The 12,775-nt window shown below is 35.9% G+C and carries 11 protein-coding genes; all 11 read left to right on the forward strand.

All coding sequences use genetic code 11. The features are described 5' to 3' along the window. The first annotated feature begins 3 nt into the window (after positions 1-3). The 11 genes from ABZP37_RS04205 to ABZP37_RS04255 all read left to right on the forward strand — a co-directional run bounded on the left by ABZP37_RS04205 (position 4) and on the right by ABZP37_RS04255 (position 12,759). Entirely contained in the window at positions 4-612 is a 609-nt protein-coding gene (locus tag ABZP37_RS04205) for a ferric reductase-like transmembrane domain-containing protein (protein WP_366185876.1), read from the forward strand. 268 nt (positions 613-880) lie between these two features. After that, positions 881-2,029, forward strand: coding sequence for an ergothioneine biosynthesis protein EgtB (gene egtB, locus ABZP37_RS04210; protein WP_366185878.1), 1,149 nt, complete (start codon positions 881-883; stop codon positions 2,027-2,029). A gap of 4 nt (positions 2,030-2,033) precedes the next feature. Beyond that, the gene (locus ABZP37_RS04215; protein ID WP_366185880.1) at positions 2,034-3,032 is read left to right on the forward strand and encodes an L-histidine N(alpha)-methyltransferase; all 999 of its coding nucleotides are present in this window, start codon (positions 2,034-2,036) and stop codon (positions 3,030-3,032) included. 3 nt (positions 3,033-3,035) lie between these two features. Then, positions 3,036-3,701 carry an aspartate/glutamate racemase family protein gene (locus ABZP37_RS04220; RefSeq protein ID WP_366185882.1) on the forward strand — a complete coding sequence of 222 codons (666 nt, stop codon included), beginning with the start codon at positions 3,036-3,038 and terminating at the stop codon, positions 3,699-3,701. A gap of 458 nt (positions 3,702-4,159) precedes the next feature. After that, a complete protein-coding gene (locus ABZP37_RS04225; RefSeq protein ID WP_366185884.1) occupies positions 4,160-5,020 on the forward strand; it encodes an SDR family oxidoreductase in 861 nt (286 codons plus the stop codon). A gap of 100 nt (positions 5,021-5,120) precedes the next feature. Continuing rightward, the gene (locus ABZP37_RS04230; protein ID WP_366185886.1) at positions 5,121-5,684 is read left to right on the forward strand and encodes a TetR/AcrR family transcriptional regulator; all 564 of its coding nucleotides are present in this window, start codon (positions 5,121-5,123) and stop codon (positions 5,682-5,684) included. A gap of 71 nt (positions 5,685-5,755) precedes the next feature. After that, positions 5,756-6,313: a carboxymuconolactone decarboxylase family protein gene (locus tag ABZP37_RS04235; RefSeq protein ID WP_366185888.1), complete on the forward strand. Its 558-nt coding sequence runs from the start codon at positions 5,756-5,758 to the stop codon at positions 6,311-6,313. Positions 6,314-6,595: 282 nt separating this feature from the next. Next, positions 6,596-7,282, forward strand: a complete 687-nt coding sequence (locus ABZP37_RS04240; RefSeq protein ID WP_366185890.1) for a haloacid dehalogenase type II — start codon at positions 6,596-6,598, stop codon at positions 7,280-7,282. Between the two features lie 155 nt (positions 7,283-7,437). After that, complete coding sequence (locus ABZP37_RS04245; protein ID WP_366185892.1) at positions 7,438-8,337, forward strand: helix-turn-helix domain-containing protein; 900 nt, start codon at positions 7,438-7,440, stop codon at positions 8,335-8,337. Between the two features lie 184 nt (positions 8,338-8,521). Continuing rightward, entirely contained in the window at positions 8,522-9,535 is a 1,014-nt protein-coding gene (locus ABZP37_RS04250; protein WP_366185894.1) for an efflux RND transporter periplasmic adaptor subunit, read from the forward strand. Positions 9,536-9,558: 23 nt separating this feature from the next. Beyond that, the gene (locus ABZP37_RS04255; protein WP_366185896.1) at positions 9,559-12,759 is read left to right on the forward strand and encodes an efflux RND transporter permease subunit; all 3,201 of its coding nucleotides are present in this window, start codon (positions 9,559-9,561) and stop codon (positions 12,757-12,759) included. Positions 12,760-12,775: the final 16 nt, after the last annotated feature.

Below are 12,775 nucleotides of genomic sequence, written 5' to 3' on the forward strand. Positions count from 1 at the left end.
CAAATGAGTTTTATTAAAAAAAATTACGGTTGGATGCTAGTCGCACTAATTGGTGTCTTGCCAATCATCCCGCTTTTAAATTTGGTTACCCTAAATTTCTCCAATGGTTTTTCGATTAGTTTGGTAGAAGGAACCGCTGGCGAGGGAAAATCGTCTCTAGAAATGCTGTACCATATCTCGGGCGAGTTTGCCATAAGGTGGATGACCGCCGTGCTTACTTGTACGCCGTTTTTTATTCTGTTTGGTGTCAACAATTTATTTGTACGTCAAGCCATGGGTATCACAGCAGCCGTGTGGAGTTTTATTCATTTCATCATTTTTATTTGGGCCGAAGGATTTGCAGAAACCTTTACCGAAGCCAATTACATAGCGGGTTTTATAGCTGTATTGATTTTGATTCCGTTGTTTTTTACTTCGAATAGAAAAGCGATGAAGAAATTAAAGAAGAACTGGAAAAAGATTCAAACCTATGCCTACGGAGCTATTATTTTGAGTTTGTTACACGTAATACTTCTCGAAAAAACTTGGCTTATTTACGGAATAATTGTCGGTCTTGGTTTTATCATTCGATTGCCATTCGTAAAAAATAAAATTTTCGAATTTCGAAAGTAAAAATACATATTTGTTGTCGTAAGTAAGTAGATTTTCAATGATTTAAAAAATTATTTCTATATTTAATAAAAGGGACAACATTATAAAAGCTATCCTATTTCGACAGTGTAATTATGAAACATATAATTTAAATGTTGCTATTTTAAAAACATGTAATTTTATAATTTTGTTAGAAGTGGAATCGTAACACCCTTAAAAATATAGTCAGTTGAAGGCTATTTTGTAAACTAGCTTGGAAAATTAATCTATTTAAAATTTTTAGAATCGAATGAATATTACCGATAAATACAAACAAGTACGACAAGATACAATCAACTTTTGTAGTCATTTGCAAGTAGAAGATTATTCGATTCAAATTGTGCAATTTGCAAGTCCGCCCAAATGGCATTTGGCACACACCACTTGGTTTTTTGAGACTTTTATCCTCAAAGGTCAGTTCGAAAATTATAAAGAATTCAGCTCCGATTTCAATTTTCTATTCAACAGTTATTACAACAATGTAGGTACTCGAATTTTGCAAACCAACAGAGGCAATATGTCGCGTCCTAGTACCGACGAAATTTTGGAATACCGTACTTATGTTGATGCCAAAATGCTTGAATTATTAGAAAAGGAAAGCGACCCAAAAATACTTGATTTGGTCATTTTGGGACTAAATCACGAGCAACAACACCAAGAATTATTGATTACCGATGTGAAATACATGTTGGGACACAATCCTATTTTCCCTGTTTTTAACGAAAATTATAATTTGGTTGCCGATACAAATTCCGAGTCAAATGCGATAAAAATCGAAGCTGGAATTTACGAAATTGGGTATCAAGGAACTGATTTTTGTTATGATAACGAGTTGGGCGTACACAAGGTGTATGTAGCCGATTTCGAAATCAACAATTTTATGGTCACCAATGGTGATTATATCGATTTTATAGAAAAAGGAGGCTATACCGATTTTAACCTTTGGCTTGACGAAGGTTGGTCTTGGGTAAACGCAAACCAAATAATTGCGCCACTCTATTGGCACAAAATAGAAGGCGAATGGTACAATTATACACTTGCGGGTTTGCAAAAAGTAGATTCGAATGCTATTTTGAGCCATATCAATTATTTTGAAGCGAATGCCTTTGCGGAATGGAAAGGCATGCGATTGCCAACCGAATTTGAATGGGAAATTGCCGCAGCAAAACTAGATTGGGGCAAACGCTGGGAATGGACAAATAGTGCCTACTTGGGGTATCCAAATTTCAAAAAAGAAAATGGTGCTGTTGGCGAGTACAACGGAAAATTTATGAGTAACAAAATGGTATTACGAGGCGCATCGGTGGCAACTTCAAAAGAACACAGCCGACCGACTTATCGCAATTTTTTTAACCCAACGGAAAGATGGCAATTCACCGGAATCCGATTAGCTAAATAAGATCATGCAAACGATAACAGATACAGTACAAACGAAGCAGTCAACGGAAGAAAATTTCCTTTATACTTTCAAGAAGGATGTTCAAAAAGGCTTGAGTGAAAGTCCAAAAATGCTGTCGTCAAAATATTTTTATGATAAAATAGGAGACGCACTTTTTGTCGAAATTATGAATTTGCCAGAATATTATTTGACACGTTCGGAACACGATATTTTCAAGAATAAAACACAGGAATTGATTGAAGGTTTTGGTATCGACCCAAATTCGTATTTCGAATTAATCGAACTCGGGGCTGGTGATGGATTGAAAACCAAAGAATTACTAAAAATGTTAGATGATCAAAACTATACCTTTGATTATTTGCCTATCGATTTTTCGTCGAATGCGTTAACTTTATTAGAACAAAACTTAGCTGTAGAATTGCCTAATGTTAGTGTACGAACCCAGCAAGGCGATTATTTTGAGGTTTTAGCCTCGTTGAAAGAAAGCAAACAGCCCAAAGTTATTTTATTTTTGGGTTCGAATATCGGGAACATGAGTGATGCTATGACGGCCGAATTTGTCTATAATTTGGGAGCTAATCTTCAGCTAGGCGACAAATTATTGATTTGTGTTGATTTAATCAAAGCCAAAGAAATTGTTTTGCCAGCGTATAATGATAGCAGGGGAGTGACAGCCAATTTTAACCTCAATCTTTTGGACCGAATCAATCATGATTTGGGTGGAGATTTTAATCGAAATAATTTTCAACATTTACCTGAGTACGATGAAGATGAAGGTATTGCAAAAAGCGCTATTGTAAGCACCATCAAACAAAAAGTGACGATAAAAGCATTAGCACAAAGTTTTGAATTTGAAGCAGGCGAAAAAATCCATACCGAAATTTCGAGAAAATACAACGATGTTCTGATGGCGCAAATTATCTCGAAAACCGATTTTAGCATTGAAACTAAAATTTTGGACAGTAAAAACTATTTTGCCGACTATATTTTAACCAGAAAGTAAAAAATGAGTAAAGCAACCGTTGGACTATTGGGATTGGGGAGTCGCTCTACTTTGTACTACATCAAGGAGCTAAACCGATTGTATAATCAAAAAAAAGGTGGATACAGCACTTTTCCGTTTGTGATGCTTAATGCTGATTTTGATACAATTAATCCGCTTTTGCCTAATACTTCAGAAGCTTTGGATACTGTTGTTCAAACGTATATTGACGAGCTCGAAAAGTTATCCATTACTACTATTTTGATTCCGAATATAACACTGCACGAAACCATTGACCGATTAGATGTTCAGAGAAAAATCCTGCATCCGCTAGCTTTAGCGGTCGAAAAAATAATAGAGCAGGAGTGGAGCACCATCGTTTTATTTGGTTCGCTCCATTCTATGGAATCGAATTATATTCGTTCGTATTTTAACGCCAAAGGAATAGAAGTTCAACTTCCATCACAAGAAGACCGTTTGTTTATAGACGACTTTCGAAAACAAACTTATTCCGAAACCGAAACCCCAAATTTGATAGCGTCCTACCATTCGATACTAAACAAATACACCAAAATTTTCCCCGTAGTACTTGCCTGCACAGAGTTGTCCATCTTAAAACCAACCGACAACAACCGCATTATAGACATGGCGCAACTTCAAATAGAAAAAGCCGTTTCAGAAACAGTATAATAGTCTCAGATTTACCATTATTAGCAAAAGATTGATACAAACAACAAAGCAGAAAATAATCATCTTTGTAATAGAATTTTGAATTCGATTAGTCAAATAAAATCAACTGAAAAATTCGTTCAATTAATTTAATCATTGATAATTCGTACTCCCGACGCTTCGGGATGTGTAATTCGTGTCCCTTTTTATCAGCACAATCATATTAAAAAGAATTCGTGCAATTAATTTAAGTTCTGAAAATTCGTGGCAATTCGTGCAATTCGTGTCCCTTTTTTTTAGCACAATCAAACTAAAAAAAAATTCGTGGAATTAATTTAACCCCTGATAATTCGTGCCAATTTGTGTAATTCGTGTCCAACTTTTTCAGCGCAATCAAAGTAATAACAATATGTTCAAACTTTTTTCAGCATAATACAATATAAAAATCGTGTCTCTTTTTGACATTAAAAACAAATAATATGAAAATAGCAGTAACATCAGCAAGTGGACATTTAGGTGCTTCCATCGTCAAACACCTATGTAACTTAATCGGAACAGAAAACGTCATTGCCATTGCTCGAACAGTCGAAAAAGCAACCCATTTAGGCGTCGAAGTTCGAAAAGGAGACTACAACAATCGCTCTGAATTTGATGCAGCCTTGCAAGGCGTAGCTACCGTTTTACTCGTTTCAGGCATGGACGAACCACAAAAAAGAATCGAGCAACACCGCAATGTCATTGAAGCGGCAAAAAGCGCTGGAGTCAAAAAAATCGTGTACACCAGTATCGTAGGTGCCGAAGAAAACAACGCTTTTAGTCCCATTGTTCAAACCAATAGACAAACCGAAAGAGACGTGCAAGAATCTGGATTATCTTGGGTAATTGGTCGCAACGGAATCTATATCGAACCCGATTTGGAGTATCTTGAAACCTACCTAAAAGACGGCGAAATTCGAAATTGTGCGGGTGAAGGGAAGTGTACGTATACGAGCAGGCAAGAGTTGGGTTACGCTTACGCGAAAATGCTAGTGGAAGACCAACACAACGGACATACTTATAATTTGGTTGGAAACGGCATCACCCAAGCCCAATTGGCGGCCGACATCAATACGGTTTTTGGAACTGATTTGGTTTACAATTCTGTTTCTGTAGCAGACTACGCAACCGAAAGAAAAGCCGAGTTGGGTGATTTCATAGGAACCATAATCGCAGGAATCTACGAAGGGATAAAAATGGGTGCCAACGTTGCTCCTTCGGATTATGAGAAAGCGGCAGGAAGACCACATATTTCGGCAGTTGAAATGATGAAGAATTTCCAAGAAAGTCAAAAGGAATCCTAAGTGATATAAGTGCCTCGTTTTAATCGAAATCTAAAAAAAAGGTTAAAACGTTTTTTTATTTCTAACCGATTGGTTAGATTTGTACCGTATTAGAGAAACAATGGCTAGAAAGAAAGAATATAACGAAGTAGAAGTAGTCGAAAAAGCAATGAACCTTTTTTGGAAGAACGGCTTTGAGATGACCTCTATGCAGATGCTCGAAAAAGAAATGGGCATCAATAAGTTTTCTATTTATTCTAGTTTTGGCAGCAAGCAAGGTTTGTTTCTAGAGAGTTTAAAATGTTACAAAGGAAAAATTAGCAGTATGTTCGCTGATTTAATTCAAGGAACAAATGGTATCGAAGATATCAAACAATTTTTCTACAATTCGGTTACACATAAGCTAGAGGCAGGAAACCAAAAAGGGTGCCTTTTGACTAATACGTACAATGAATTTTCAGAAAGCGATGATGAAGTGATAAAAGAACAAATGGCATCTTTTATGAACGATTTGAAAATGATTTTTATCGAAAAGCTTAAGATGGATTCGATGAAAGATGAAGAAACTGTGCTAAAGCAAGCTAATTATTTAGTATTAGCAAAACATGGTTTGGCAGCAGCCACAAGAGTAAACAGCAAACAAGAAATAGAAGACTATATCGAAATGACTTTCAAAAATCTATAGCCCTTTTTTTTATAATAAAACTAAACGAACGTTTAGAAATAATTAACAATAATAAATTAAATACAAACAATATGACAACTTTAAAAATTCACAACAACGAAACAGCACCAGAAGCTAGTAAACCATTATTAGAAAATTCACAAAAAGCATACGGAATGATTCCAGGATTGCACGGTGTTTTGGCTGGAGCTCCAAAAATATTTGAAGCCTACCAAAAATTACACGAATTGTTTACTGAAACCTCTTTTAACGAAGAAGAACTAACAGTAGTTTGGCAAACCATTAATGTAGCGCATGCTTGTCACTATTGTGTACCAGCGCACACCGGAATCGCAAAAATGATGAAAGTAGATGATGCCATCACTGATGCATTGCGTAATGAAACACCTTTGGAAAGCTCAAAATTAGAAGCTTTACGCACCTTGACATTGTCAATTACAAGAAATCGTGGTAATGTATCACAAGAAGAATTAGAAGCTTTTTACGCAGCTGGTTATGGAGAGCAACAAGTACTAGAAATCATCTTAGGATTGTCTCAAAAAGTAATTAGTAATTACACCAATCATATTGCCAATACACCTGTAGATGCTCCTTTTCAAAAATTTGCTTGGGAACCTGCAACAGTTTAAATCTTATTAATAACTCACGTTCGATTAATAATTTTGCAAAAAAAAAATCAATAGGAATGGGCTTCAGCCCATTTATTAAATATGATTTTGATTGGCTTTAGCCACAATATAAATAATTTTGGCTAAAGCCAATTCGCTGTTTCCTTTATAAAATAGGCTAAAGCCTATTCCTATTGATTTCCATAAAAGTAAAAGTTCAAATCTAAGGTTTGAACTTTTCTTTTTTAAAGAGAATAGCTAAATTTACGGTACAATAGTGTACTGCCCTAAAAAATAAAACAGATGACAATCCATAAACCCAAAGTACTATTTTTTGACGTAAACGAAACCCTTTTGGACCTAACCGTAATGAAACAGCAAATCGGAGCTGCTTTAGGGGGAAAAGAAGAGTTGCTGTCGCTGTGGTTCACAACCTTGTTACAATACTCCTTAGTCCTTTCGGCAAGCGGGCAATACAAACCGTTTGGGCAAATTGGTGCTGCTGCTTTGCAAATGGTTGCGGCAAATAATGGCATTACACTATCTGAAGATAAAGCACGAGAAATTGTCATAAATGCCATGCAGAATTTACCGCCTCATCCAGAAGTTAAACAAGCCTTAACCTTATTGAAAAAGGAAGGATACACCTTGGTCGCTTTAACAAATTCATCTGAGGAAAGTTTAAAAAATAATTTCGAAAACATTGGTTTGACTCCTTATTTTGACCAATTATTAAGCATTGAAACCGTAGGTAAGTTCAAGCCATTTACGGATGTTTACAACTGGGCAGCAAACAAAATGCAAGTTCAACCCAAAGATTGTATGCTTATCGCCGCACATGGTTGGGATGTAGCTGGCGCAATGTGGGCTGGTTGGAGAGCCGCTTTTGTTGGTCGTCCGGGACAGCAACCGTTCCCTTTGGCTCCTGAAACGGAAATTAACGAAACGGATTTGCAAAAGATTGCAGGTATTTTGATTATCTATAGATAGTTGAATTAGAATTAGATAACTACACTACAAAATAGAAATTGGCTAGTAAAAAATAATCTAAGAGTAACAGTTATAAAATGATTGATTTTTCGATAAAAATAAATCTACAGATAAATATATTATCTTTGTAAGTATATAAAAAAACAGAATACAAATTGGAAATTTCTTTAATAAAACACCATTCAACCAATGATATTGTTGGACTTTTTGGGGACTTACCTCAAGAATCTGAAGGGCTGCATGTGTATATTTCGAAAAACGAATTCAACGAAATTCCGGTTAGTTATCCCTTTCGAACAGACAATCATACCTTCATGTTAATCCTTAAAGGCGAAGTTCACATTCAGCTGAATCTGATTCACTATGTGTTGGGTCCGAATGAAATGGTGGTTATAAAACCGCACACTGTAATGCATATCTTAAAAATGAGCACCGACTTAAAGTTGGTAGGCTTTTGTTTTTCGAATGAATTCATTCTTCAAAATAACTTTAAAAAGACAGATTATGATGCTTTGAATTTCTTCACAGCAAGCAACATTCCGAAATTAAAATTATCTAAGGAAGAAAGAGTGGCTACCCTTTCGTTGGCTAAACTATTGGCAAAAAATAACCAAACAACAGAGATTGCTATGCCTTTTCGAAAAGAAATAATTCGACATGGATTTATTACCTTAATGTATCATTTAGCAGCAATATTCAGAACCACTCATCCTAATCTTGAAGCCGAATTTTCTCGACAAGAAGATCTTACACTACGTTTTCTATCTATTTTGAATCTTAATTTCAAAAAAGAACGCACCGTGCAATTTTATGCCGATGAACTTGCGGTGACTACTGGTCATTTATCCAAAGTGTTGAAAGATGTTTCTGGAAAAACAGCAAGCCAATTAATTGAGGATTCCGTAATCATGGAAGCCAGACTTTTGTTAAAAAACTCTTCTTTAACAATTGCTCAAGTCGCAGACGAATTGAAGTTTAGCGATCAGTCGTTTTTTGGAAAATATTTCAAAAAGCAAACCGGTTTTTCTCCTTCTAAATATAAAAACATCTCGTAACACGGTATTTAGACCAATAAACTAAGTATAGAAACCTATTTATGGTAAATAAGTTACTATCATGATTTTTTAAATAATCGATATTGACCAAAACTCCCCTTTTTTAGACCTTTTGTAACAGCTAGTATTGTAGCAATTTTGCAGAGTAAATTTTTTTAAAATAAATACTCACATAATTGCCACTATGAAACAATTAGCTCTCTTAGCCACTTTTATTTTTTTACTAAATAGTTGTGCCGATAAAAAAGAAACAAAACATGAAGAAATCGCTGCCAAGGTTAGCGTAAAAGAAATCACCACTACATCTGAAAATGAAACGCTTAACTACAGCGGAACAATCGAAGCAGACAATACTGTTTCGATAGGCTTTGCCGTTGCAGGACGAATCTCAAGCGTAGTTGTCGATGAAGGACAAAGAGTTCAAAAAGGACAGTTACTAGCATCAATCGATGCAACTACTTACCAAAATGCCTTTTATATCGCCAAAGCAAGCGCAGAACAAGATAATGATAATTATAAAAGATTGAACGGTTTGTACCAAAAAGGAAGCTTACCAGAACGTGATTTTATTGCTGTAAAAGTGGCTGTTGCTCAAGCAAATGCTAACAAAAGTATGGCTGCCAAAAATCTTTCTGACACCAAATTGTACGCTCCTTTCACAGGAATCATCACAACAAAATCAGCTGAAGTTGGTGCCACTGCTGCACCAAGTATTCCTGCATTTACCATCATGAAAACGGATAAAGTGTATGCAAAAGCTTCGATAACCGAGTCAGAAATCGCGAAATTAAAAATTGGTAAAGCAGCAACAGTAAGCATTGCTTCACTAGACAAAACTTTCAATGGTAAAGTAGATATTTTAAATCCAAGCGCTGACGAATTAACGAGAACCTTTAATGTAAAAGTGCGTTTGAACAACAGCGAAAACCAACTTTTGCCTGGTATGATTAGTAGCATAAAAATCGAAACAGGAAATGTTGTCGATGTGATTAGCATTCCTTCTGTAGCTATCGTTAGAAATGCAGACAATATCCTATTTGTTTATGTAGCAGAAAACGGAAAAGCGATTAAAAAAAGAGTCACTGTTGGTGATTTTAAAAACAATGATATCATCATTACTTCCGGATTAAAAATAGGCGATAAAGTGCTAATTGAAGGCCAAAAGAATGTAAAAGAAGGTCAGGCCATTAGCCTTTAATTTAACTGAAAGATAAGATAAAAATGAAAAAAGTAAAAATAAATTTCATAGAAGCCTCTATGAAATACCATCAGGTAACGCTTGTAATTACGGCACTTCTTATGATTTTGGGAATTTATTCACTAGCCACAATGGCTCGTAGTGAAGATCCTCAAATTACAGTACGTAAAGGGTTGGTTATCGCTGCTTTTCCTGGTGCAGACGAGGAACAAGTAGAAAAACAGTTAACCGATCAATTAGAACAATACTTATTTAGTTTTGAAGAAATTAGAAAAGAAAAAACATTTTCTGACACCAAAGAAGGTCAGGTTGTTGTTACTGTAGAATTAAACGAAAACGTAAAAGATACTGATCGATTTTGGTCTACTTTACAACGCGGATTAAGTACTACTTTTCCACAAAATTTCCCAACACCACCGGGGATGATTGGGCCGATGGTGAATAGTGATTTTGGAGATGTTGTTTCTCAAATGATTACGGTTTCTGCTCCTGGAAGAAGTTATGCAGAATTAGAAACGTATTTAGACCAGCTAGAAGACGGACTAAAAACCATTCCGGAAACGTCTAAAATTAAACGATATGGCGGACAAAAAGAACAAATATATGTTACTGTAAAAGATGAGAAATTAAGGCAGTATGGATTTGATTTTTCTACGATTGCACAGGTTATTCAAAGTCAAAATAACACTGGGTTTGCTGGTGGAATCACATTAAAAAACTCGGAAGTTTCAGTATTTGCAAAAAATCATTATAAAAATGCAGCTGATTTAAGCAATCAAATTGTTTACAGCACAGCGGGAGGAAAAGTAGTGCGTTTAAAAGATGTTGCCACTATAGAACGCCGTTATGAAGAAACAGCCAGCTATATAAAAGTAGGTGACGATAAAGTGACCATGATTGCGATAGAAATGCAACCAGGAAACAATATTGTACAATTTGGTGAAAAGGTAGAACTAGCTTTAGACAAAATAAAAAAAGAGTTACCTCCAGATGTACAAGTGCAAACGATTGTAAATCAGCCAGAGGTCGTGAAAGAAAGTATAAGTCACTTTATGCTAGAATTTGCCATTGCCATTTTAGCGGTAATTTCAGTAGTAATCCTATTGCTTCCGTTTCGATTTGCAATAGTATCGGCAGTTGCGGCTCCGGTATCTATTTTTATCACTTTTGGAATACTTAATATGATGGGAATCGAAATCCATCAAGTAACGCTAGCGGCCTTAATTATTGTATTAGGAATGGTGGTTGATGATGCCATTGTTGTAGTTGATAATTATATCGAAAAATTAGACGAAGGCGAAGATCCTTGGACGGCAGGATGGCAAAGTGCGACACAATTAATGGTGCCTGTTTTTACAGCAACTATGGCTATTATTTGTTCGTTTTTACCTTTGGCTTTTTTCTTAAACGGGATTTCGAAAGAATTTATTCAAGCCTTACCTATTGCGGTGGCTGTCGCTTTATTTGCTTCCTTATTAGTAGCACTTTTATTAACACCTTATTTGTGTTACATCTTCATTAAAAAAGGATTAAAGGACAAAGAAAAAGACCCTAATAAGAAAGAAAGCATGTTGGATCGCTTGCAAAATGTATTCAACCGCATATTAGATATTTGTTTCGAAAGACCAAATGTAACCATGCTAATGGGGCTTTTGTCTATTTTCTTAGGATTTGGAGTCGCTTCACAATTAGAACAAGAATTATTCCCTATAGCGGAGAGAAACCAATTTAACATAGAGGTTTGGTTGCCAAATGGAGGAACTTTAGAACAAACAGAAGCCGTTGTTAAACGTGTGGAAGAAAAAATTAAGGGAGACGACAGAGTGGTAAATGTAGCCAGTTTTGTAGGGACAAGTTCTCCTCGTTTTCACTCCACATATGCACCAGAATTTCCACGAAAAAACTTTGCTCAAATATTCATTACCACAACAGGTAAAGATGCTACGACTGAACTAGCCGCAGAATATATGGATAAGTTTAAAAACTTTGTACCAGATGGCTACATAAGAGTGCGTCAATTATCTTTGAACGAAGCGCCTTCACCAATTGAAGTGAGAATCGTTGGCGATGACATGAATAAACAAAAAGAGGTAGCAGCACAAATAGAAGAAATTCTTGCCGGTACCAAAGGGCTTAATTGGATTAGAACTACTTATCAAGACGATTATTTGGGTGCCAAAGTAGCATTAAAAGATGACGTTGCCAATAGATTAGGAGTTACCAATACTGCTGTTTCTCAAACTTTAGGAGCAGGATTAAAAGGATATCCGGTGAGCACTATTTATGAAGGTGATAAACCGATTGATATTGTAATGCGTTATGATGAAAATGATCGAAAAAATGTTGGCGAACTTGGCGCTTTAAATATTTCAACCGCTTTGGGGACCAAAGTTCCGCTTAGAGAAGTTGCTACTATTACTCCAGAATGGCATACGGGAGTTATTGCGCACAGAAACGGTTTACGTACACTAGCAGTACGAGCAGAAGCGCAATTGGGTGTGAAAGCAGCAACTATTCAAGCTGAAATTATGCCGAAAATAGAGGCCCTTAAATTACCTGACGGAATCAGTATTAATTACGGTGGTGAATTTGAAAACATCAATGAAACGGGTCCTGGAATGGCTTCTTCAATGGGAATAAGTTTGATCCTTATTTTCTTAGTGCTCTTATTTCAATTCAAAAACTTTACAAAGGTATTAATCGTTCTTGCTACATTTCCTTTGAGTTTGCTAGGTGCCTTTTTAGGGTTGTATCTTACAGGAAACCCTTTTGGATTCACAGCATTTATGGGAGTGATTAGTTTGATTGGTATTGTGGTTCGTAACGGAATCATACTAGTCGATTATGCCGATGAACTAATCTTAGAACATGGCTATTCCAAATTTGAAGCCGCCAAAGCAGCCGGAAAAAGACGTATGCGTCCTATTTTCTTGACTTCTGTTGCAGCAGCGATAGGTGTTGTGCCTATGATTGCCGGAAAATCACCGCTATGGGCACCTTTGGGTAGTGTTTTAGCTGTTGGATTACTAGTTTCTATGGTAATGACCTTGTTTATTGTTCCTGTACTTTATTACAAATATGTAGACATTGAGGTGTCACCAGAAAAACATCCGCATCCTAATGCTGAAACTTTTGTACCCATTCTATACAAACCAAAACCTAAGAAAAACTATTTAGTACGTAGAATAAACGTCTTTAAATACAAATTAAAAAAAAGGAAATAATCATGTCTGCAAAAAA

This window comes from Flavobacterium ovatum (assembly GCF_040703125.1).
In the GTDB taxonomy this organism is placed as follows: Bacteria; Bacteroidota; Bacteroidia; order Flavobacteriales; family Flavobacteriaceae; genus Flavobacterium; species Flavobacterium ovatum.

Coding starts and splice junctions, on each gene's coding strand:
- ABZP37_RS04205 (WP_366185876.1), top strand. CDS start 4: ATGAGTTTTATTAAAAAAAATTACGGTTGGATGCTAGTCGCACTAATT.
- egtB (WP_366185878.1), top strand. CDS start 881: ATGAATATTACCGATAAATACAAACAAGTACGACAAGATACAATCAAC.
- ABZP37_RS04215 (WP_366185880.1), top strand. CDS start 2,034: ATGCAAACGATAACAGATACAGTACAAACGAAGCAGTCAACGGAAGAA.
- ABZP37_RS04220 (WP_366185882.1), top strand. CDS start 3,036: ATGAGTAAAGCAACCGTTGGACTATTGGGATTGGGGAGTCGCTCTACT.
- ABZP37_RS04225 (WP_366185884.1), top strand. CDS start 4,160: ATGAAAATAGCAGTAACATCAGCAAGTGGACATTTAGGTGCTTCCATC.
- ABZP37_RS04230 (WP_366185886.1), top strand. CDS start 5,121: ATGGCTAGAAAGAAAGAATATAACGAAGTAGAAGTAGTCGAAAAAGCA.
- ABZP37_RS04235 (WP_366185888.1), top strand. CDS start 5,756: ATGACAACTTTAAAAATTCACAACAACGAAACAGCACCAGAAGCTAGT.
- ABZP37_RS04240 (WP_366185890.1), top strand. CDS start 6,596: ATGACAATCCATAAACCCAAAGTACTATTTTTTGACGTAAACGAAACC.
- ABZP37_RS04250 (WP_366185894.1), top strand. CDS start 8,522: ATGAAACAATTAGCTCTCTTAGCCACTTTTATTTTTTTACTAAATAGT.
- ABZP37_RS04255 (WP_366185896.1), top strand. CDS start 9,559: ATGAAAAAAGTAAAAATAAATTTCATAGAAGCCTCTATGAAATACCAT.